22 protein-coding genes are annotated in these 20,052 nt (G+C 63.2%); 6 read left to right on the top strand and 16 right to left on the bottom strand.

Features of this window, described 5'->3' with window-relative positions; translation table 11 throughout:
- The first annotated feature begins 76 nt into the window (after positions 1-76).
- Complete coding sequence (gene gcvA, locus QDT69_RS14640) at positions 77-988, top strand: transcriptional regulator GcvA (RefSeq protein WP_279707222.1); 912 nt, start codon at positions 77-79, stop codon at positions 986-988.
- Positions 989-1,001: 13 nt separating this feature from the next.
- Here gcvA and rimM read toward each other — a convergent pair whose 3' ends face one another.
- From rimM to ffh, 3 genes are all read right to left on the bottom strand, one after another.
- On the bottom strand, positions 1,002-1,523 hold the full coding sequence (gene rimM, locus QDT69_RS14635; protein WP_279707221.1) for a ribosome maturation factor RimM: 522 nt from the start codon (positions 1,521-1,523) through the stop codon (positions 1,002-1,004).
- A 17-nt stretch (positions 1,524-1,540) separates the two neighbouring features.
- A complete protein-coding gene (rpsP, locus tag QDT69_RS14630) occupies positions 1,541-1,873 on the bottom strand; it encodes a 30S ribosomal protein S16 (protein ID WP_050424979.1) in 333 nt (110 codons plus the stop codon).
- 82 nt (positions 1,874-1,955) lie between these two features.
- Positions 1,956-3,503 carry a signal recognition particle protein gene (ffh, locus tag QDT69_RS14625; protein WP_050631463.1) on the bottom strand — a complete coding sequence of 516 codons (1,548 nt, stop codon included), beginning with the start codon at positions 3,501-3,503 and terminating at the stop codon, positions 1,956-1,958.
- A 485-nt stretch (positions 3,504-3,988) separates the two neighbouring features.
- On the opposite strand from ffh, the gene QDT69_RS14620 reads away from it, so the two are divergent.
- A complete protein-coding gene (locus tag QDT69_RS14620; RefSeq protein ID WP_279707220.1) occupies positions 3,989-5,053 on the top strand; it encodes an MBL fold metallo-hydrolase in 1,065 nt (354 codons plus the stop codon).
- A gap of 87 nt (positions 5,054-5,140) precedes the next feature.
- Here the strand turns inward: QDT69_RS14620 and dcd are convergent, their stop codons facing one another.
- The 5 genes from dcd to QDT69_RS14595 form a co-directional block, all read right to left on the bottom strand.
- Complete coding sequence (gene dcd / locus QDT69_RS14615; protein ID WP_279707219.1) at positions 5,141-5,794, bottom strand: dCTP deaminase; 654 nt, start codon at positions 5,792-5,794, stop codon at positions 5,141-5,143.
- Positions 5,781-7,019 carry a hypothetical protein gene (locus QDT69_RS14610; protein WP_279707218.1) on the bottom strand — a complete coding sequence of 413 codons (1,239 nt, stop codon included), beginning with the start codon at positions 7,017-7,019 and terminating at the stop codon, positions 5,781-5,783. The genes dcd and QDT69_RS14610 overlap by 14 nt, the downstream gene beginning before the upstream one ends.
- Positions 7,000-7,449 carry a hypothetical protein gene (locus QDT69_RS14605; protein ID WP_279707217.1) on the bottom strand — a complete coding sequence of 150 codons (450 nt, stop codon included), beginning with the start codon at positions 7,447-7,449 and terminating at the stop codon, positions 7,000-7,002. Before QDT69_RS14605 ends, QDT69_RS14610 begins: the two co-directional genes overlap by 20 nt.
- A gap of 129 nt (positions 7,450-7,578) precedes the next feature.
- Positions 7,579-8,292, bottom strand: coding sequence for an SIMPL domain-containing protein (locus tag QDT69_RS14600; protein WP_279707216.1), 714 nt, complete (start codon positions 8,290-8,292; stop codon positions 7,579-7,581).
- A gap of 5 nt (positions 8,293-8,297) precedes the next feature.
- A complete protein-coding gene (locus QDT69_RS14595; protein ID WP_279707215.1) occupies positions 8,298-9,008 on the bottom strand; it encodes a GyrI-like domain-containing protein in 711 nt (236 codons plus the stop codon).
- A gap of 185 nt (positions 9,009-9,193) precedes the next feature.
- Between QDT69_RS14595 and dapF the strand changes: the two genes are divergently transcribed.
- Positions 9,194-10,078 (top strand): diaminopimelate epimerase, encoded by an 885-nt coding sequence (dapF, locus tag QDT69_RS14590; protein ID WP_279707214.1) that lies wholly within the window; start codon positions 9,194-9,196, stop codon positions 10,076-10,078.
- A 5-nt stretch (positions 10,079-10,083) separates the two neighbouring features.
- Entirely contained in the window at positions 10,084-11,355 is a 1,272-nt protein-coding gene (gene mtaB, locus QDT69_RS14585; protein ID WP_279707213.1) for a tRNA (N(6)-L-threonylcarbamoyladenosine(37)-C(2))-methylthiotransferase MtaB, read from the top strand.
- Between the two features lie 1,354 nt (positions 11,356-12,709).
- On the opposite strand, the gene QDT69_RS14580 is transcribed toward mtaB, so the two are convergent.
- A complete protein-coding gene (locus QDT69_RS14580) occupies positions 12,710-13,849 on the bottom strand; it encodes a DUF2336 domain-containing protein (protein ID WP_279707212.1) in 1,140 nt (379 codons plus the stop codon).
- Positions 13,850-13,954: 105 nt separating this feature from the next.
- Positions 13,955-14,656 (bottom strand): RNA pseudouridine synthase, encoded by a 702-nt coding sequence (locus tag QDT69_RS14575; RefSeq protein ID WP_279707211.1) that lies wholly within the window; start codon positions 14,654-14,656, stop codon positions 13,955-13,957.
- Positions 14,657-14,705: 49 nt separating this feature from the next.
- On the opposite strand from QDT69_RS14575, the gene ftsY reads away from it, so the two are divergent.
- Both ftsY and QDT69_RS14565 read left to right on the top strand, forming a co-directional pair.
- Entirely contained in the window at positions 14,706-15,653 is a 948-nt protein-coding gene (gene ftsY, locus QDT69_RS14570) for a signal recognition particle-docking protein FtsY (RefSeq protein WP_279707210.1), read from the top strand.
- Positions 15,654-15,690: 37 nt separating this feature from the next.
- Positions 15,691-16,290 carry a septation protein A gene (locus QDT69_RS14565; protein ID WP_279707209.1) on the top strand — a complete coding sequence of 200 codons (600 nt, stop codon included), beginning with the start codon at positions 15,691-15,693 and terminating at the stop codon, positions 16,288-16,290.
- 178 nt (positions 16,291-16,468) lie between these two features.
- Here QDT69_RS14565 and QDT69_RS14560 read toward each other — a convergent pair whose 3' ends face one another.
- The 6 genes from QDT69_RS14560 to ccmA form a co-directional block, all read right to left on the bottom strand.
- The gene (locus QDT69_RS14560; RefSeq protein ID WP_279707208.1) at positions 16,469-16,846 is read right to left on the bottom strand and encodes a helix-hairpin-helix domain-containing protein; all 378 of its coding nucleotides are present in this window, start codon (positions 16,844-16,846) and stop codon (positions 16,469-16,471) included.
- A 170-nt stretch (positions 16,847-17,016) separates the two neighbouring features.
- The gene (locus QDT69_RS14555) at positions 17,017-17,610 is read right to left on the bottom strand and encodes a DsbE family thiol:disulfide interchange protein (RefSeq protein WP_279707207.1); all 594 of its coding nucleotides are present in this window, start codon (positions 17,608-17,610) and stop codon (positions 17,017-17,019) included.
- Positions 17,607-17,786, bottom strand: coding sequence for a heme exporter protein CcmD (ccmD, locus tag QDT69_RS14550; protein ID WP_279707206.1), 180 nt, complete (start codon positions 17,784-17,786; stop codon positions 17,607-17,609). The genes QDT69_RS14555 and ccmD overlap by 4 nt, the downstream gene beginning before the upstream one ends.
- A 4-nt stretch (positions 17,787-17,790) precedes the next feature.
- Positions 17,791-18,594, bottom strand: coding sequence for a heme ABC transporter permease (locus QDT69_RS14545; protein ID WP_279707204.1), 804 nt, complete (start codon positions 18,592-18,594; stop codon positions 17,791-17,793).
- A gap of 64 nt (positions 18,595-18,658) precedes the next feature.
- Positions 18,659-19,327, bottom strand: a complete 669-nt coding sequence (ccmB, locus tag QDT69_RS14540) for a heme exporter protein CcmB (RefSeq protein WP_279707203.1) — start codon at positions 19,325-19,327, stop codon at positions 18,659-18,661.
- Positions 19,324-19,926 (bottom strand): heme ABC exporter ATP-binding protein CcmA, encoded by a 603-nt coding sequence (gene ccmA, locus QDT69_RS14535; protein ID WP_279707202.1) that lies wholly within the window; start codon positions 19,924-19,926, stop codon positions 19,324-19,326. Before ccmA ends, ccmB begins: the two co-directional genes overlap by 4 nt.
- Positions 19,927-20,052 lie beyond the last annotated feature (126 nt).

Below are 20,052 nucleotides of genomic sequence, written 5' to 3'. Positions count from 1 at the left end.
TATGCGTTGCCAAAGCCGTTGTCACAAATCAGTAATAATTGGATCATGGGTTAGAAAATCTGATATTGAAGGGATCATGTTCGTTCCACGCCGCAGCCTGCCGCCGCTTAACGCGGTCCGCGCCTTCGAGGCCGCGGCCCGGCTTGGCAGTTTCAAGGAAGCCGCCGCCGAGCTCAGCGTGACGCACGGGGCCGTCAGTCAGCAGATCCGCCTGCTCGAGGAATGGCTCGGCGCGCCGGCGCTGTTCCGGCGCTCGGTGCGCCGCGTGGTGCTGACGCCGGCCGGCGCGGCGTTGCTGGCGGAATTCGCGCCGGCGCTCGACCGGATCTCCGCCGCCGTGCAGCAGCATCGCGAGCGGCGCGGCGATGCCGCGGTCGCGGTGTTGCGCGTCAACGCGCTCGCGACATTCAGTTTGCGGTGGCTGCTGCCGCGGATGAGCAGGTTTCGCGCCGAGCATCCGGATATCGAGGTGCGGCTGAGCACCTCGAACGATCCGGTGGATGCGCTACCTGAATCCTTCGATGTCGTGATCCGCGGCGGGCCTGACACCTTCCACGGCTTCTCGTCACGCTTCCTGGTGTCGGAGCGGCGATTGCCGGTGTGCAGCCCGTCATTGCTCGTACAATTGCCGCTGCACGAGATCGCAGACCTCTCGCGACACACGCTGCTGCATGTCACGTCGATGCCGCGGCTGTGGCGCGACTGGCTGACTGAAGCGGGGCACTCCGCGCTGGAGTCGGCGGCGGCGCTGACCTTCGATCATTTCTATCTGACGATCCAGGCCGCGCTCGATGGCCTCGGCGTCGCGATGGGACCGACGGCGCTGATTGCTGACGATCTCGCGGCCGGGCGCCTGGTGACGCCGTTTCCGGACGTCAGTCTGCCGGCGCGGAGCTACTTTGCGTATTTTCCGGCGGGCCGCAGCAACGATCCGCACAGCGCGGTGTTCTGCGACTGGCTCGAGCAGCAGGGCAGAATGACAGGCTGAAGAATACTTCGGATCAGGCCGCCGACGGATCGTCGCCGTCTATCTCCTGCGGCAGGTCGATCACGACGCGGCCACCGGCAAGATCGACAGTCGGCACCACCGCATTGGTGAAGGGCAGCAGCATCGTCGCGCCCTGCGGCGGGGCGATCTCGATGATATCGCCGGCGCCGAAATTATGGATCGCGATCACCTTGCCGAGCGGCTGCTCTGCCGTCGTCACCGCGGCGAGCCCGATCAAATCGGCGTGGTAATATTCGCCGTCGTCGGTGTCCGGCAGGCGGTCGCGCGGAACGTAGAGCTCGAGACCGTTGAGCCGTTCGGCGTCATCGCGGGTGGCGACGCCCTTCAGCGTCACCACCAGATGGTCCTTGGCCTCGCGCGCATGCGTGACCTCGAACTGGCGTGTGCCGTCCTTGGTCATCAGCGGGCCGTAATCCTTCACGGCCAGCGGATCTTCGGTGAAGGTCCACAGCCGGACGGCGCCGCGCACACCATGCGCAGCGCCGATACGGGCGACACAGACCGGTGCAGCCACCGTGGTCGCCGTTCAGCTTATGCCTTGGCGGCGGCTTCAGCCTGCGCCTTGCGCTCCTTGCGCGGCACGGCCTTCTCCGGGTTGTTGCGCGGCGCGCGCTTCTTGACGCCGGCGGCGTCGAGGAAGCGGGTCACGCGATCCGATGGCTGCGCGCCCTTGGCGAGCCAGGCCTTCACCTTGTCCATGTCGAGCTTCAGGCGAGCCTCGTTGTCCTTCGGCAGCAGCGGGTTGAAGTGGCCGAGACGCTCGATGAAGCGGCCATCGCGCGGGAAGCGCGAGTCGGCGACGACGACGTGATAGACCGGACGCTTCTTGGTGCCTGCGCGAGCGAGGCGGATAACAACGGACATCTAGTTCTCCTTCAAAGGTCGATGTGTTCGATTGATTGGCATTCCGCGTCGCGCCGGCATCCGGGCCGTCGCGACGAATTCCTCATTTCTTCTTGCCCGGGAAGCCGCCGAGGCCCGGCAGCATCGGCTTGCCGGAAAGACCGGTCAGGCCCGGTACATTCGGCAGGCCGCCGCGCAGTCCTGCGGGCAAATCCTTCGGCAAGTTGGGCAGACCGCCGCCGGCGCCGCCCTGCATCTTCTCGGCGAGCGCCTTCATCTCCTCGGGCGAGGGCGGCTTCATGCCGCCGCCAAAGCCCATCGCCTGCGCGATGCCGGCGAGCGGGCCGCGCTTGCCGCTGCCCATGGCCTTCATCATGTCGGCCATGTTCCGGTGCATCTTCAAAAGCTTGTTGACGTGCTCGACGCTCTGGCCGGCGCCGGCCGCGATGCGCTTCTTGCGGCTCGCTTTCAGCAGGTCCGGGTTCTTGCGCTCCTGCCGCGTCATCGAATCGATGATCGCGACCTGGCGCTTCAGGATCTTGTCGTCGATGCCGGCGGCCGCGATCTGGTTCTTCATCTTGGAGATGCCGGGCATCATGCCCATCAGGCCGCCAATGCCGCCCATGTTCGCCATCTGCTGCAGCTGCTCGCGCATGTCGTTGAGGTCGAACTGACCCTTGCGCATCCGCTCGGCGGTACGCGCGGCCTTTTCGGCGTCGATATTGGCGGCGGCTTTCTCGACCAGCGAGACGACGTCGCCCATGCCGAGGATGCGGCCGGCGATGCGGCTCGGATGGAAGTCTTCCAGCGCGTCGGTCTTTTCGCCGGTGCCGATCAGCTTGATCGGCTTGCCGGTGACCGCGCGCATCGACAGCGCGGCGCCGCCGCGGCCGTCGCCGTCGACGCGCGTCAGCACGATGCCGGTGAGACCGACGCGCTCATCGAACGAGCGCGCCAGGTTGACCGCGTCCTGGCCGGTGAGGCTATCCGCGACCAGCAGCACTTCGTGCGGGTTGGCGGCGGCCTTGATCTCGGCCGCCTCCTTCATCATGTCTTCGTCGAGCGTGGTGCGGCCGGCGGTGTCGAGCAGCACGACGTCGTAGCCGCCGAGCTTGCCGGCTTCGAGAGCGCGCTTCGCGATCTGCGGCGGCATCTGGCCGGCGACGATCGGCAACGTCGGAATGTCGAGGTCGCGGCCGAGCACCGCGAGCTGCTCCATCGCCGCCGGACGGTAGACGTCGAGCGAGGCCATCAGCACCTTGCGCTTGTCGCGCTGGACCATGCGGCGCGCGAGTTTCGCGGTGGTGGTGGTCTTACCGGAGCCTTGCAGACCGACCATCATGATCGGCACCGGCGGCACGGAGTTGATGTCGATGGTCTGGCCGTCGGAGCCGAGCGTGGCGACGAGCTCGTCATGGACGATCTTCACCACCATCTGGCCCGGCGTCACCGACTTGACGACGGTGGCACCGATCGCCTGCTCGCGGACCCGATCGATGAAGCTGCGGACCACTTCGAGCGCGACGTCGGCCTCGAGCAGTGCGCGGCGCACCTCGCGCATCGCGGCATCGACGTCCTTTTCGGTCAGCGCACCGCGCCCCGTCAGACGATCGAGAATGCCACCAAGCCGTTCCGACAGATTGTCGAACAATGCCGTTGTCCTTCGTTGCGCCCGTAAGCGCGCGTCACTCGTTGCTCGTCATACCCCGCGAAAGCGGGGTATCCAGTACGCTGCGGCGGCTCGGTTCAATCCGCGCTGCCTCTGGAATACTGGATCACCCGCTTTCGCGGGTGATGACCAGATAGTTTGTCTCGGCACCGTGCCAAGACGGTGTGCCAAGACGATGGTCCAAACACTTTCGCGCCCGAGGGCGCATCGCGCTGTCGGGCGTTGGCCTCTGGCCTCCAGGACCAGTCGGCGGGTCGAAAAGACGAAGCTTTCCGAGAAAGCCGCGGCGTTAAACGCTGCCGGGGCGGCAAAGTCAAGGAAAGTTTCGCCGCAGCCGGTCTGGGTTTGACCTTAAGATGTTGAAATTACGTCGTTTTGCTCCGTTGATGTCGAATTCGCCGGTGCCACCCATATAAACGGAGCCTGCCTCCTATTAAACGGAGCCTGCCTCCTATTCGGGAACCCGCTTGCCCATCACCCGCCGCCGCGTTCTCGCAACCTTGACCGGAGCCGCCGCTGCGATCGGCGTGCCCTCGATCTGGATGACTTATATGAAAACCTATGACGGCCCCGCCTCCGATCATTTCGACGGCCTGCACTTCTTCGACCCCGATGGCTCGCCGCCGAAATCGCTCGGCGAGGTGCTGCGCTGGCAGTTCGGGGGCGGCCGGAAGCGTGCGGTCTGGCCGGAATGGGCGCCGAGCCCCCATGCCGATACGCCGCCGCCGCGCGTCGAGGGCGACAAGGTGCGGTTCTGTTTCGTCGGCCATGCCAGCTGGCTGATCCAGACCGCGGGCCTCAATATTCTTGTCGATCCGGTCTGGTCGATGCGCGCCTCGCCGTTCAGCTTCGCTGGGCCGAAGCGGCACAATGATCCCGGCATTGCGTTCGACAAGCTGCCAAAGATCGATGTCGTGCTGGTGTCGCACGGCCATTACGACCATCTCGACGTCGCGACGCTGTCGAAGCTGAACGCCGCGTTCGGCCCTCGCGTGATAACGCCGCTCGGCAATGATGTGACGATGCGGGCGTCCGATGCCGCGATCAAGGCCGAGGCGTTCGACTGGCATCAGCGTGTCGAGCTCGGCGGCAGTCTTGCAGTGACCCTGGTGCCGACCCGGCACTGGTCGGCGCGCGGCCTGTTCGATCGCAACAAGGCGCTATGGGCGAGCTTCGTGCTGGAGACGCCGGCCGGCAAGCTCTACATCGTCTGCGATTCCGGCTACGGCGACGGGCGGCATTTCCGCCGGGTCGCCGAGGCGCATGGACCCTTAAGGCTCGCGATCCTGCCGATCGGCGCCTACGAGCCGCGCTGGTTCATGCAGGACCAGCACATGAACCCGGAGGATGCGGTGAAGGCGCTGGCTGATTGCGGTGCCGCCCAGGCGTTGGCGCATCACCACGGCACGTTCCAATTGACCGACGAAGCGATCGACGCACCGGCGACAGCGCTCGGCGAAGCGCTCGACGCGGCAAAAGTGCCGCGCGAGAAGTTCGTCGCGTTGAAGCCGGGACAGGTGTTCGAGATTTAGCAACTTCAGATGCAGTTGCATCGCGAACTAAATAGATCAAAACTTGCGACGTCGGTCGTCGTCGATGGGTTCGCTAATTGTCGAGTATCAAGATCGGCGAAACAGATCCTGATCGATGGCTGCGACGTCTAGCATCGACGACAACGCGTCATCTGGCTTGTAACTGCCAAATGCAGGCTTCCTTCGTCCGCCGAATTTGGTCCCTTTAGCAGAGTTCTCTTTGGAGACGGCTCCATCCACTTGGTGGAAAAATAGCTGACATACAGGCATGCCGGGATAGATGCGTATCGGGACCTCTCCGCAATTGAAAAGCTCAAGCGTGATGCTGCCGGAGAATCCCGGGTGTATGCCGGCAGCTGTTTCAATTATCAGCCCCATCCGCCCAAGGGCCGATTTCCCTGAAATATAGGCGGCTACATCGTTAGGAAGAGATAGCCATTCGAAAGTTGATGCGAGGACAAACCGCCCAGGATGGAGAACAAATGGATGGCCGAACGGCACGAATGAAGATCGCCCTTCCGATGCACTGAACGCGTTCTCGTTGCGCGGGACGCCGAAGTCGATGGCGCTTGTCTTGGTTTGCTGAAGCATCGAGAACCAGCGACCGAGGCGCAAATCTATAGATGTTCGACCGATTTGTGTCGCATCGTGTTCAAAAGGATTGGGAACGATAACGATGCCATCGCTTTGTGTACCATCAAAGCGATGAAGGCGCCTTTTAACTTCGTCAGTGTTTAGCATCACGATAACTCAAGTATTCAAGGTTCTCGGCAGACTTCACAACCAAGTCCGTTAGAAACTGAGTCTTGCTTTGACCTTTGTTGTTAAGCTGATTCAGGTCTGGTCCGTTAAATACAGACCAAGCGGCATTCATCAGATCGCCTAAGGTATGTACCCTTTCCGAAGGAACACCATTGGTGAAGCATTGAAGCGCATGAGCCTCACTCTCCGATGAAAACGGATTTCCGACTGTCGATGCCACGTGCGAGTGCGCCATTTGAAAGAGGCGCTCAGTAATGCTCTCGACGGCTCGATCAGCCATCAGCACCATAAAGTTAGATGCTTCTGCACCGGCCAACTTCTCGGCGTTGAAGCGCTCGGCAAATCCGTTCACCTGAAAGCCAAGCTCGCCCGCATACTTAGATAGGAGAGATACGCGGGTTTCTAGGCTCGGATACTTCGAATCGCGATGGCTAGATAGGCCTGGTGCGATTAGATAATCGAAAGCGAACAGGTACGACTTTCCAAAAAGGCTGAGTCCAGTGAAGTCGCAATACAGCTCTTCCGATTGCCTCAGTGACAGATTTACGCTCTGTCGAATGATCGGTTGAACGAACATGTCGTTTCGTATGTCCGCTCCCTTGAGGGTAAACACACGTTCAAATTCAGCTCGGTTCGCTTCGTAGGCTTCATACACCGACTCCTCTAGATCAGGTGCAAGTGCCTTCCCGTACTCGTTTGCGCGCCATCTATTGTGCCCTAACTCGTGTCCGGCCGTCGGGAAGACGAGCGCGTTTTCGGATTCGGAAGCAGGAAGGCCAATCAGAATGAAGGTCGGGAGTTCGTCTAATCCGTACGGATATGTGAACGGAGAGTACTGCCAATCTGATGAAAGGATGAGTCTGACGTTCTCGCCAACGAACTTCTTCGATATTTCTTTGAAGGGGTAATAGAGTTCGAAGAGATTGCGGGTGCTGGTAGATCTTACAATAAAACCGAGAAGCTCTGTGACGATAACTATGAGGTAATTGCCCTGTCGAAGAAGCGATTTTTGTACATTGGGTGGATAAAGTTCGAAGCCATCCAATCGTCGCATCATACGATCAATTAGCGACCGGAGTTCGTTGACGGCGGTTCGGCTATCCTGATACGGATACTCGGAGCCGGACACTACTTCGATCTGGGCAATGATCCCGGCAAGCTTGCTTCTAGTATTCGCAAGCGGACTAATTAACTCGATTGACATGCTTAGCTGTTTGTTGCGCGCTCTGAACTACATCCAGACGTTGCGATAGCGTTTCATCGTGAACCGCTAGACAGAAGTCTCGTATCTTTGGAAGCAGGTCACTATTCTGGTCAGCATCCGCATCAAAGAATTGGGACAGAATCATTGCAACCTGCTCTGTAAATTCGACAACGCGCTCAGGTCTTCCGTCGGCAGCGATTCCTAACGCAGACTCGTAAATCGGAAGATACGTGAGATCTATCTTTGCAGGGTTCACCCCGCCGGCTCCTGTCGCTAGCGTATTTCGCAGTGCCGCGAGGAGCTTTCGAACTAGGTCTAGCTGCGTTCCTCGCCGATTGATTACGTCGTCAGCCTCCAAGGCGGCGTCGAGCGCGAGTTCACCAAGCTGGGTTGTGGAAAGGAAGGGGACAGTCGTCGCGATATCATTCATAAGAATCACCTCCCTCGAATCCTAACGAATCATAATTTTCAAGGGTTGCACAGAAATCATTAACGACTTGACCGTGCAAAAATTCGAAATGCTTGGAACATATCATGAACATTTCGTTGAATCAAGCCCTTATTGCGCCGGCTTGATCGCCCAGGACACGCTGACATTCACCGTCAGCGTTTCCTCACCTTGGGCTATCGGCGTTGGGGCCGCGGCGAACCTTGCCATCTTGCCCCCGATCGCCAAGGGCGCCGAGCCGACTTCCGAAATGTTCAACGGCGCGCCGAGCGTGACGCCGGCGGCCTTGGCGTAGATCTCCGCCTTGCGGCGTGCGTCGGCGACAGCCTTTTCGCGAGCGTCGTCGAGCAGTTTCGAGGCCTGCGACACCGAGAAATTGAGGCCGCCGATATCGTTGGCGCCGGCGCCCACCAGCACGTCGATGACGCCGGCGACCTTGCTCACGTCGTGCAGCTTGATCGTGACGCGGTTGCTCGCATGGTAACCGACGATGCTGGGCGGCGCGCTCGGCGATGACGGCGGACGGTTGGCGAATTGCGGCTGCAGCGACAGCCGCGACGTCTGATAATCCTTCTCCGCGATGCCGGCGCCCTTCAGCGCCGCGAGCACCTTGCCCATCGTCACATTGTTGGCTTCGGTGGCCTCGCGTGCGGTCTTGCCGTCGGTCGTGACACCTGCGTCGAGCTGCGCCTGGTCCGGCGCCGCCGATACGGTGGCCTCGCCGGTGACCGAGATCGCCGGCGGGAAGTCGGAATCGGCCATTGCGGGTGCAGCGAGCAGGGTGGTTGTGAGGAGGGCGGCGGCGAACGGGAGTCGGCGGGTCATCTGGCTCACTTCAGGGGTACGTAGACGTTGATCACAAGCTTGTCTTCGGCGGTCTTCAGCGGATCGGTGATGTATTCCTCGATGAAGGTGTCCTTTGCTTCGAGCTTCTTGTCGTCGAGGTGATTGGTGATCGCCTCATAGGTGTTGTCCATGTTGTCGTAGGAACCGCGGTGGACGAACTTCAGCGCCTTGCCGTCGGGCGAATTGCCCATGCTCATGTTCTTGCCGAGGTTCTTCGCATCCTGATCGACCGGGATTTCGGCGATGAAGGTGAAGCCGGTGTCGTCGGTCGAGGTGTAGACGATCATCGGGTTGCCCGATGCCTTGATGCCGTCCTTGTCGAGCAGGGCGGTGAGCTGCTTGAACGCCTCGATCAGCGCGTCGAAGGCGGAATCCCAATTGGCCGTGCCCTTCAGCATCACGACCTTCTTCGGCTCCAGCGTGAACGGCTCGCCGAACGGGTCGGCGGTCTGCACCGGGGCGGCCGGCGGTGGTGTCGGAGACTGCGACGCGGCGGGGCTGTCAGCCGGCGACTTGGTCTCGGCCGGCGGGGGCACGGGCGTTGCCGCCGGGGTCGGGGCGGGGGTCGGGCTCGGGCTTGCCGCGGGAGCGGGCGAGGCGGATGGCGACTGGGCAGGCGCCGGGCTTGCCAATGCGATCGCGGCCAAAGGGAGCAGCGCGACCAGGGCCGCGCGGAGCGTGTTGATACGGTTCATTGATACTTCTCCATCCCCTTCCTCAGACGGCCGCTCGATCTGTCCCGGCGCGCGCGGTCCGCGAGGTGCGATATTCCTAACACGCGAGTTCTGCATTCGTCCCATGACAGATGTGTCATAGGGCCATTCAGACTGGCCTTCCGGCCACCACTCGCCATATAACCGGGCAGAATTTGGGAAAATCGATGAGCGCGCTCGCCAATCACGCATTCGCCAAGATGAACGGCATCGGCAACGAGATCGTCGTCGTCGACCTGCGCGATTCCCAAGGGCAAGGTCGGGCACAAGTGTCGCCCGAAGAGGCGCGCGCCGTGGCGTCGCCGGCCGGAGCGCCCTATGACCAGCTGATGGTGCTGCAGCCGCCGCGGCTCGACGGCACCGAAGCGTACATCACGATCTACAACAATGACGGCTCGGAGGCCGGGGCTTGCGGCAACGGCATGCGCTGCGTGGTGCGGCGGATCTTCGAGAAGACCGGCCAGACCACGGCAACGTTCCAGACCCGCGCCGGCCTGCTCAATTGCTGGCAGGGGCCGGCGCCGGATCTCTACACCGTCGACATGGGCGCGCCGAAGTTCGGCTGGCAGGACATTCCGCTGGCTGAGGAATTCCGCGACACCCGCTACATCGAGCTGCAGGTCGGGCCGATCGACAATCCGGTGCTGCATTCGCCCTCGGTGGTCTCGATGGGCAATCCGCATGCAGTGTTCTGGGTCGATGACGTCAATGCCTACGACCTCGAACGGTTCGGGCCGCTGCTGGAAAACCATCCGATCTTCCCGGAGCGCGCCAACATCACGCTGGCCCATATCGTCGATCGCGACCACATCACGATCCGCACCTGGGAGCGCGGCGCCGGCCCGACCAGGGCGTGCGGCTCGGCAGCCTGCGCAACGGCGGTCGCGGCGGCGCGGCTGAAGCGCGTCAACCGCATCGTCGAGATCACGCTGCCCGGCGGCAAGCTCGGCATCGAGTGGCGCGAGCGCGACGACCACGTGCTGATGACCGGCACCGCCGATTTCGAATATGAGGGCCGCTTCGATCCGGCGCTGTTCGCCAGCGTCGCTTAATTGCCATGGGCGTCGATGTCGTCACCTTTGGCTGCCGCCTCAATTCATTCGAATCCGAAGTGATCCGCCGCGAGGCCGAGCAGGCGGGACTTTCCGATACCATCGTCATCAATAGCTGCGCCGTCACCAATGAGGCGGTGGCGCAGGCCCGGCAGTCGATCCGCAAATTGAAACGCGAGCGCCCCGCGGCGCGCATCGTCGTCACCGGCTGCGCGGCGCAGACGCAAAGCCAGATGTTTGCCGAGATGGCCGAGGTCGATCGCGTCGTCGGCAATGACGAGAAGATGCGCGGCGACGCCTGGCGCGCGACACGTTCGGCATTCAACATCGGCGCAAGCGAGAAAGTCGCGGTCGCCGACATCATGGCGGTCACGGAGATGGCGCCGCATCTGCTCGACGGCTTCGAGCGCGGCCTGCCGCGGGTGTTCGTGCAGGTGCAGAATGGCTGCGATCATCGCTGCACCTTCTGCATCATCCCCTATGGCCGCGGCAATTCGCGCTCGGTGCCGATGGGCGCCGTGGTCGACCAGGTCCGCGCGCTGGTTGAGCGCGGTCATGCCGAGATCGTGCTGACCGGCGTCGATCTGACGAGCTATGGCGCCGATCTGCCGGGCGCGCCGAAGCTCGGCCAGTTGACCCGGCAGATCCTGCGCCACGTGCCAGAGCTGAAGCGGCTGCGCATCTCGTCGATCGATTCGATCGAGGCGGATCGTGATTTGCTCGACGTCATCGCCGACGACGCGCGGCTGATGCCGCATTTGCATCTGTCGCTGCAGTCCGGCGACGACATGATCCTGAAGCGGATGAAGCGCCGTCACTCACGCCAGGACGCGATCGATTTCTGCGCGCAGGTGCGCCGGCTGCGGCCGGATATCGCGTTCGGCGCCGACATCATCGCAGGCTTCCCGACCGAGTCTGAAGAGATGTTCACGCGCTCGCTCGATCTGGTCGAGGAATGCGATCTCACCTTCCTGCATGTGTTCCCCTATTCGAAGCGTCCCGGCACGCCGGCTGCACGGATGCCGCAGGTCGCAGGCGGCGCGATCAGAGAACGCGCCAGGCGGCTGCGTGCGGCCGGCGACGCCGCGCTGCTGCGGCGGCTTGCTGCGGAGATCGGCGCAACCCGCGAGGTGCTGATCGAGAGCGACCGGCAGGGCCGCACCGAACATTTCCTGCCGGTGGCTATCGCGGGAGATGTCCCGGGCATGGTGCGGCGGTTCACCGTGACCGGTCACGACGGCGCGCGCCTCGTTGGATCGCGCGGCGACGCTGGCTAGAATGTTGTACTCCTAAAATCGCCGTGTCCGCACCGAACCATTGGGCGATGTTTAGGCGGTGACGTTGGCAAGCGAGCAGCCGTGTCTCGAACGTCAGCGCGCCAGCGGCAGCAATCAGTATGTAGAGAACCGTCCAGATCATGCAGTCAACAATCATGCTGCGGAAAATGTTGCAGCTGACGACAGAAACCTTGACAGAAGGTCGGCGTTGTCAATGAGCGGGGCTTTTGCTTGTTTGAGGAAACAAGATGAGAGCAAATCCGGACGAATTTGTTGAGCTTACGAACCATGGCTCGATGAAGCTGCGATGCGCAGTAGCTCGAGCGATGCTGTTGCTTCCGAACGAGCGCAGCAAGGCAACAATTGTTCGGCAGAGCGAACCGTCGGTTCTCAGATTCAAGGCCATAAAGGATCTGTCGAAGGCGTTCTGGCGCACGTCGAATTCTACGAAGTCACATTCCTCAGCGCGGCGATCGCAACGTCGGAAATCTTCCTCACGATCTAGAACTGACTCATCGTCCCGCCAGCGCGTAACGCATGCCAGGGCGAAGCCGAAAGGCAGTCACAGAACCAAGCCGCGGAAGGGTCATAGTGGAGGGCATTAGCTGGTCGCGGCTAGCATCATTCGAATTACAGTTTCATCTTCGAGCAGCGGCGCGGAACCCTTGCGCATCGAAAGCGCGTGGTCGGGTTTGAACATCCACCATATTCAAGTTCCCGTTGTTGCGAAAACCTCTGCTGATCTCGCAAACGCGCGACGTGCGTGTTCGATCCGGTGGAACCGAGCCTTTTTAACATAGGTGAATTGTCATGGGGCTTCGCAAACGCGAGGTGCATCATGAGCAATCTGTCCGCGGGCGACGTGTTCCTTACGGTTGCGGTTATGAGCGTCGTTGTCCTGATCGAGATACTCGTTCTCGCTAAGGTCGGTATGTTCTGAGTAGCCGATCGGAGTGACGCCGGGGCTCATCGCAAGACACCTATCCGTACTCGAGCCGCAGCGTTCAAAGGTCTCCATCCGATGCGCAATTGCGCATCGTAATTCGATGTCTGCGACAAGCCCCGGACTGGCAATAAAACGGAGCGGCAAATTAACCCGACGGACAAACTAGCGCTTCCGCGGCTCAAGCACTGCTGTCTCTGGGATACTGGATCACCCGCATGCGCCATGCGCTGGTGATGACACCGCGCTGTTTGACAGCTTGAATCGAGAACGATCCACCGCCGTCGTCCTGGCTTTCGCCAGGACGACGCACGGAAAGAGTCGTGGGCTCACGCTAACCACCCGCACGCGGGTGGTGACGCGGAACAAGCTGTTTGAATCAGAACCGGTCCCGTCATCGCGCCTCTGCACTCAGTGGGCGCGTCCGCCGGGTCTTGCAGGCTGCGACGCGCGAACCTGCCAGAATCGCAGCAGGCGATCGGCGTTTTCGCGGGTCATTTTCGTGAACTGGCCTTTCGCATGGGCGAGCTCGACGGGGCCCATGGAGCCGGTCGTGTAGCGGCATTCCATCACCGCGGCGGTGGTCTCCCAGCTGAGGCCTGCCGCGCGGCACGGCACCAGCAGGCCCTGGCTGCGCAGGCTTTGCATCAGCGAGCGGATCACCTCGATGCTCGACTGTGCAATATCCGCCAGCGCGACAACGGTCTCTTCATATCTTCGCTGCCTGGCAAAGCCGAGCAGGGCGGCTTCATTGAGCTCGCCGCTATCCCTGAGCTTTGCGACGTGGCGCCTCGCTGTGGTGAAATCGCGGACCTGCGACATGTCGCGGTCGACGCCGGCGGCGACCGCGGCGACCGCGTGCCGGATCTCCTCGAACAAATAGGGCGGGGCGCGTTCCAGCAGACGGCCGCGAACCTCTTCCGTCGCGCGGCGCAGCAGCTGAAGGCGGAGCTCCGACGGCAGGTCGGCGCGGATGCCGGTCTCGACCGCGAGAACCGGATCGTACTCGGCCTGCGCGAGGATGACGGCAAATCCGTCCGGCGAGACCTTGGCGCCGGGATTGTTGACCAGGCGGTGGCTCACACTGGCAAAGCGACGCGCCAGAAGCGCATCGGTGACGACCTCCTTCAACCACCAGCGGCCGGCGACGGCGAGCAGATGCTGCTCGCTCTTGGTCTGCGCGATCTCGACCAGGTCGTCCGCGCTGAGCCGCGACGACTCCTGCAGCACCGGCCGCGCGATCCTGATCTCGTCATTGCCGGCGAGCCGGCGAATGATCGCGGGCGGAGCCTGGGTCACCGGGGCGAGCTGCTCGCTGATGTCGGTGAGCGCCATGCGGGCGCTGATGTCGGCAAGCGCCCTCAGCTCGATGGTCTTGACCAGCCGATCGAGCACGTTGTCGAACAGCTCGACCTGTTCACTGTTGAAACTGCCGGCGGAGGCGAGGAACAGGTCGGTGACGCGCTTGGCGGTGGCGATGCATTTTTCGGCGGAGCCGGCGCGTATCGCCGCCTCGACTTCGTCGACAATTGCCTGCCCGCCAGTCAGCATTGCTCGTCCTGAGCCCGTCGCGATGCGCTTTTCTAAGCCGCCTGCAGGACTACCGGACGAGGCTGAAGGTTCCGTAAAGGATAATTGTGCGTAAAACCCCGGAGATCACTGGCCGGTCCAGCCGCAGGCCTTGAGCCGCGCCCACATATGCCCCGGCGCCGGCGCGACCACATGGACCGGGTCCTTGTTGCGGGAGATCGGGATGCCGATTTCGCGGGAATGCAGATGCAGGGTCGGTTCGCCGAAGCGGGGGCCATTGCCATAGATATTGTCGCCGACGATCGGCCAGCCCATCGCCGACGCATGCACCCGGAGCTGATGGGTGCGGCCGGTGACCGGCTCCATCGCCAGCCAGGCGAGGCCCTCGCCGCGCCCCAGCACCTTCCAGTTGGTGATCGCCTTCTGCCCGTCCGGGTCGGGCTTCTGCCACCAGCCGCGCTCGGCGTTGAGCCGGCCGAGCGGCATGTCGATGGTGCCCTCGTCTTCGGTAGGGCCGCCCTCGACCACGGTCCAGTAGGTCTTCGAGATCTTGCTGTGCTTGAACAGCAGCCCGAGCGAGGCGGTCGCCTTGCGGTGACGTCCCAGGACCAGGCAGCCGGAGGTGTCCTTGTCCAGCCGATGCGCCAGCACCGGCGGCCGCGGCAGGCCGAACCGCAACGCGTCGAAGGAGGCCTCCAGGTTGGGGCCGCCCTTGGGGCCGCGATGCACCGGCAGGCCGGCCGGCTTGTCGATGACCAGCATCAGCCCGTCGCGGTGGAGCACCCGGCCCAGGATTTCTTCCGCGGTCAATTGGGGAACATCGATCAATTCGTCGAGACTTTCGTTTATGGACCGAAACGGCTAACACGTCCGCGCCATGAACGATACCACTGCAGGAACTCCAAAACAGAGCTGGTGGCAGCGCCTGAAGGGCGGCCTGAAGCGGACCTCGAGTTCGATCGGGACCGCGGTCGCGGACCTCGTCACCAAGCGCAAGCTCGATTCGGCCATGCTCGACGATATCGAGGATGTGCTGCTGCGCGCCGATCTCGGGACCGATGTCGCGGTCCGCATTGCGGAGGCGGTGGGCAAGGGCCGCTACGACAAGGCGATCTCGGCCGACGAGGTCAAGGACGTCGTTGCGACCGAGGTCGAGAAGGTGCTGGCGCCGGTGGCGAAGCCGCTCGAGATCGATGCCGGGAAAAAGCCCTTCGTCATCCTGGTCGTCGGCGTCAACGGCTCCGGCAAGACCACGACGATCGGCAAACTGTCAGCCAAATTTGCTGCCGAGGGCCGCAAGGTGATGCTGGCCGCCGGCGACACCTTTCGTGCCGCCGCGATCGAGCAGCTCAAGGTCTGGGGCGAGCGCACCAAATCGCCGGTCATCGCGGGCGCCCAGGGTTCGGATTCGGCTAGCCTCGCCTTCAGCGCGCTGACCGCCGCCAAGGAGCAGGCGCGCGACGTGCTGCTGATCGATACCGCCGGCCGGCTGCAGAACAAGTCCGAGCTGATGAACGAGCTCGAGAAGGTCGTGCGCGTCATCAAGAAGGTCGATGCGTCGGCGCCGCACGCGGTGCTGCTCGTGCTCGACGCCACGGTGGGACAAAATGCGCTGTCGCAGGTCGAGGCGTTTCATCGTACGGCGGGTGTCACCGGCCTCGTGATGACCAAGCTTGACGGCACCGCGCGCGGCGGCATCCTTGTTGCGCTGTCGGAGAAGCACAAGCTGCCGGTGCATTTCATCGGCGTCGGCGAAGGCGTCGAGGACCTCGCGCCCTTCACGGCGAAGGATTTTGCCAAGGCGATTGCCGGGATCGAGGCATGACCTCGAAAATCATGCCTCAAACCAACACAGAGAATTAATGGACAAGACCCAGCCGCATCCGCTGTTCAAGCTTGCGACCGAACTCGGGCCGCTGCTCGTGTTCTTCATCGCGAACGCCAAGTACCATCTGTTCGTCGCGACCGGCGCATTCATGGTGGCGATCGTCGCGGCGATGATCGCATCCTATGTGGTGACCAGGCACGTGCCGATCATGGCGCTGGTGACCGGTGCGATCGTCCTGGTGTTTGGCACCCTGACGCTGGTGCTGCACGATGAGACCTTCATCAAGGTCAAGCCGACCATCATCTACGGCCTGTTCGCGGCCGTGCTCGGCGGCGGGCTGCTGTTTGGCCGCTCCTTCATCGCCGTGATGTTCGACCAGATGTTCAACCTGACGCCGCAGGGCTGGCGCATCCTCACCATGCGCTGGGCGCTGTTCTTCGCCGGCATGGCCATCCTCAACGAAATCGTCTGGCGCACGCAGAGCACGGATTTCTGGGTGAACTTCAAGGTGTTCGGCGTAACACCGCTGACCATGATCTTCGCCATCGCGCAGATGCCGCTGACCAAGCGCTATCACCTCGAGCCGGTCTCGCTGGAAACCAGCGAGGCGGAGGCGGGCGACCTTCGGAAGTAGATCGAAACGCAGCGCGGGCAAATGCGCCGCGCTGCGTTCGAGGTCTCAAAGCGCGATAAGATTGGATTGAATCGTCATCGCGCTTTGGTTTCTTGTTTGAGCATGATCTCCGCGCAAACGCTTCGCGTTTGTCGCGAGGGAAAACCGCTTCGCACTTTTCCGGATCATGCTTCAGAGCTCAGCTCTTCTGCTTGGCGACGATCTTGTCCTTGATCTTGTCGTAGGTCGCCTGCGGCAGGATGTTCTTCTGCACCAGTTCATCCTTGCCCTTGTAGGGGCGGCCCTTGATGATCGCGGCCGAATAGGCCTTGCCGACACCGGGCAGCGCGTCGAGTTGGTCTGCGCTGGCGCTGTTGATGTCGAGCAGGTCGTCTTTCGCCATTCCCGTCGTCTTCGCATCGGGTGCCGCCGTCTTCGGCGCCGGCGCCATCTTGCCGGTCTCCGACTTGGTGGCGGGCGTAGCCGGCTGAACGCTCTGGGCCATCGACGGCGTGGCCGTCAGCATGCCGAGCGTAAGCGCGGTGGCGAGCAGTGAAGCGAGTGTGGTCTTGCGCATATGTCCCCTCCAGAGGAACGTTGATGTCAACGCTGCTGAGTTGGGGTTGCGTTCGTGGCGTTGCCGTGGCCGCGAAATGAACCGCAGATAAACGTGTCGAAACATTTTGCCGCAGGCATTTTCGCTCGCCGTTCAGCAGCGGTTCACGGCACCGCTGAATGACGATGCGCTTACTGTCCGGCGCGCAGCGCCTTCTCGATCTCGGCCTTGAGCACGCTGTTGACGTTCTCAGGCGTCACCGGTCCGACCAGCTTGTAGACGATGGTGCCCTCGCGTCCGACCAGGAAGGTCTCCGGTACGCCATAGACGCCCCACTCGATCGAGGCGCGGCCGTTGCCGTCGACGCCGACGATGCCGAACGGATTGCCGTAGCGGCCGAGGAAGCGGCGCGCGTTCTCGGGCGAGTCCTTGTAGTTGATGCCGATGATCTGGAAGCGCTTGTCCTTGCCGAGCTCGGTCAGCAGCGGCGCTTCGTCGTGGCAGGGCACGCACCAGGACGCCCATACATTGACGATCGAGACCTTACCCTTGAACGCGGTGGGATCGAGACCGGGGACAGGCGTGCCGTCCTTCACAAGACCGTCGAGGGCGGGCAGGGCGGTCTGCGGCGCCGGCCGTCCGATCAGCGCCGACGGGATGCGCGAGGGATCGCCGCCATAGAGCCGCAGCAGGAACAGCCCGGCGAGGCCGAGGAAGATCAGCAGCGGCAGCACCACCAGCAGGCGGCGGGCTTGCGGCGGGCTGTTGGTCGCCTGCTCGCTCATCTGATATCCGCCGCGCTGCGGCCGGAGCGGCGCGTGACGCCGCTGGCCTCGATTTCTTTGAGGCGTGTCTGCTGGCGGCGATAGTCGGCGACGATCCAGATGATCAGGAGCAGCACGACGGCTGCGACCAGCGCATAGGATGTCACGATGAAGGAGGCGTAGGGACCAAGCGACATCGTATCACGCCGCTCCAATTTCTTTCGAGGCGCCTGCTTCACGCGGGCCGGCACCCGCCTCGGTCGTGAACGAGACGCGGCTCGCCTGCATCATCTGCAGGCTGCGCACGCGCCGGCGCAGGATCTCGTTGCGCATGGCCGCGAGGTGCAGGGTGATGAAGAGCAGCGAGAACGCGATCGCCATCACCAGCAACGGCCACAGGAACGCCTTGTCGAGCGTCGATCCGCCCATCCGGAGCACGGATGCCGGCTGATGCAGCGTGTTCCACCAGTCGACCGAGAATTTGATGATCGGGATGTTGATGGCGCCGACCAGGGTCAGGACCGCCGCCGCCCTTGCCGCACGCGAGGGATCCTCCACCGCGCGCCACAGCGCGATCAGGCCGAGATACATCAGGAACAGGATCAAGACCGAGGTCAGCCGCGCATCCCATTCCCAATATGTGCCCCACATCGGGCGGCCCCACAGCGAGCCGGTGACGAGCGCAAGGAAGGTGAAGGCGGCGCCGATCGGAGCTGCGGCTTTCGCGGCGACATCGGCGAGCGGGTGCCGCCACACCAGCGTGCCGAGCGCAGCCACGCTCATGACGCTCCAGACGAACATCGACAGCCACGCATTGGGCACGTGGACGAACATGATCTTGACCGTGGCGCCCTGCTGGTAGTCGTCGGGCGCCACCGCCGACTGGTACAGTCCGATCGCGAGCAGGATCGCAGTCGCGGCCGCGAGCCAGGGCAGGATGCGCGCGGTCAGCGCCAGAAACCTGGTCGGGTTGGCGAGGTCGGTCAGCGTCTCGGTCAGCTTCATGGCACCCTGATAGTCGTCCGCTGTGAGCGAGGCAATTGGCCGAATTCCCCTCGGCGAGATTTGATCAGTCCAGCCCGTGCCGCAGGCTCGCGGCGGCCGCAAACGGGCCGATCACGAGGCTGGCAAGCGAGAGCGCGCAGAGGATCGAGAACGGCGTTCCGAACGGCAGCGGCCCGGAGATCGCCGCCTGCGAGGCCGCGACGCCGAAGATCAGCACCGGGATCGACAACGGCAGCACCAGCACCGCGAGCAAGAGCCCGCCGCGATGCAGCGTCACCGCCAAGGCCGCGCCGATCATGCCGGTGAAGGTCAGTGCCGGTGTTCCCGCCAGCAGGGTCGCTGCAACCGCGAGCGTTGCCGTGCCGTCGAGATTGAGCAGCAGGCCAAGCACCGGGGTTGCGACAATCAGCGGCAGCCCGGCGGCGATCCAGTGCGCCAGCGCCTTGGCCGCGCAGGCGAGTTCCAGCGGCGTCCGGCTCATCGCGATGAGGTCGAGCGAGCCGTCCTCGTGATCGGCGGTGAACAGGCGATCGAGGGTCAATAGGCTCGCCAGCAATGCGCCGAGCCAGAGGATGGCCGGGCCGAGCCGCGACAGCAGCGCCAGATCCGGCCCCACCGCAAACGGCATCAGTACCGTGACGGTGAGGAAGAACAGCACCCCGATCAACGCGCCTCCGCCGACGCGCAGCGCGATCCGGATGTCGCGCCGGATCAATGCGGCCAGCGCGCTCATGCCGGCGCTCCCATCCGCAGATCGCGCGCTTCGATGCCGAGCGGCAGATGGGTCGCGGCGACGATCAGGCCGCCGCTCGCGAGATGGTCGCGCATCAGGGCGACGAACAGCGCCTGTCCGGCCGCATCGAGCGCCGATGTCGGCTCGTCCAAGAGCCAGACCGGCCGCCGCACCGAGAGCAGGCGCGCGATCGAGAGGCGCCGGCGCTGGCCCGCGGAGAGGTAGGCCGCCGGCAGATGCGCGGCGTGGTCGAGCCCCACGGCGGCCAGGCACCGGCCGGCATCCTCGGTTTTGCCGCCGAGGAATTCCCGCCAGAAGGAAAGATTTTCCGCGACGCTGAGCGCAGGCTTCAGGGCATCGCGATGGCCGAGATAGTGGGCCTGCTCGGGCAGGCTGAGCTCGGCGTCGCCGCCTTCGAGCGCGATCGAGCCTTCGGCTGGAACCAGCAGTCCGGCGAGCACCCGCAGCAACGAGGTCTTGCCGGCGCCGTTGGGACCGGTGACGGCGAGCGCCTCACTCGCGGTGGCCGAAACATCGAGGCCGGAAAACACCTCGCGTCCGCCGCGCACGCATTTCAAATTTTGTCCGGAGAGCCGCATGGTTCGTCTTGTCACAGCCCTCTGAAATCTTTCGCTACCGCGTGAGAATTTTTGGGTCGCGCGATGCCGCCGCACGCTTGTCGGTGTGGCGGTGCTTCTAGAAAGGTTCTATAAGCCCGGAACTTG

It is taken from the genome of Bradyrhizobium sp. CER78, assembly GCF_029846235.1.
Taxonomy (GTDB): Bacteria; Pseudomonadota; Alphaproteobacteria; order Rhizobiales; family Xanthobacteraceae; genus Bradyrhizobium.
This window is presented reverse-complemented; position numbering and strand designations above follow the sequence as displayed.

Excerpts from the sequence above, each read along its gene's own strand:
- gcvA (WP_279707222.1), top strand. The coding sequence starts at position 77 with ATGTTCGTTCCACGCCGCAGCCTGCCGCCGCTTAACGCGGTCCGCGCC.
- rpsP (WP_050424979.1), bottom strand. The coding sequence starts at position 1,873 with ATGTCCGTTGTTATCCGCCTCGCTCGCGCAGGCACCAAGAAGCGTCCG.
- dcd (WP_279707219.1), bottom strand. The coding sequence starts at position 5,794 with ATGCTAAACACTGACGAAGTTAAAAGGCGCCTTCATCGCTTTGATGGT.
- QDT69_RS14610 (WP_279707218.1), bottom strand. The coding sequence starts at position 7,019 with ATGTCAATCGAGTTAATTAGTCCGCTTGCGAATACTAGAAGCAAGCTT.
- QDT69_RS14605 (WP_279707217.1), bottom strand. The coding sequence starts at position 7,449 with ATGAATGATATCGCGACGACTGTCCCCTTCCTTTCCACAACCCAGCTT.
- QDT69_RS14600 (WP_279707216.1), bottom strand. The coding sequence starts at position 8,292 with ATGACCCGCCGACTCCCGTTCGCCGCCGCCCTCCTCACAACCACCCTG.
- QDT69_RS14595 (WP_279707215.1), bottom strand. The coding sequence starts at position 9,008 with ATGAACCGTATCAACACGCTCCGCGCGGCCCTGGTCGCGCTGCTCCCT.
- dapF (WP_279707214.1), top strand. The coding sequence starts at position 9,194 with ATGAGCGCGCTCGCCAATCACGCATTCGCCAAGATGAACGGCATCGGC.
- mtaB (WP_279707213.1), top strand. The coding sequence starts at position 10,084 with ATGGGCGTCGATGTCGTCACCTTTGGCTGCCGCCTCAATTCATTCGAA.
- QDT69_RS14580 (WP_279707212.1), bottom strand. The coding sequence starts at position 13,849 with ATGCTGACTGGCGGGCAGGCAATTGTCGACGAAGTCGAGGCGGCGATA.
- ftsY (WP_279707210.1), top strand. The coding sequence starts at position 14,706 with ATGAACGATACCACTGCAGGAACTCCAAAACAGAGCTGGTGGCAGCGC.
- QDT69_RS14565 (WP_279707209.1), top strand. The coding sequence starts at position 15,691 with ATGGACAAGACCCAGCCGCATCCGCTGTTCAAGCTTGCGACCGAACTC.
- QDT69_RS14560 (WP_279707208.1), bottom strand. The coding sequence starts at position 16,846 with ATGCGCAAGACCACACTCGCTTCACTGCTCGCCACCGCGCTTACGCTC.
- QDT69_RS14555 (WP_279707207.1), bottom strand. The coding sequence starts at position 17,610 with ATGAGCGAGCAGGCGACCAACAGCCCGCCGCAAGCCCGCCGCCTGCTG.
- ccmD (WP_279707206.1), bottom strand. The coding sequence starts at position 17,786 with ATGTCGCTTGGTCCCTACGCCTCCTTCATCGTGACATCCTATGCGCTG.
- QDT69_RS14545 (WP_279707204.1), bottom strand. The coding sequence starts at position 18,594 with ATGAAGCTGACCGAGACGCTGACCGACCTCGCCAACCCGACCAGGTTT.
- ccmB (WP_279707203.1), bottom strand. The coding sequence starts at position 19,327 with ATGAGCGCGCTGGCCGCATTGATCCGGCGCGACATCCGGATCGCGCTG.
- ccmA (WP_279707202.1), bottom strand. The coding sequence starts at position 19,926 with ATGCGGCTCTCCGGACAAAATTTGAAATGCGTGCGCGGCGGACGCGAG.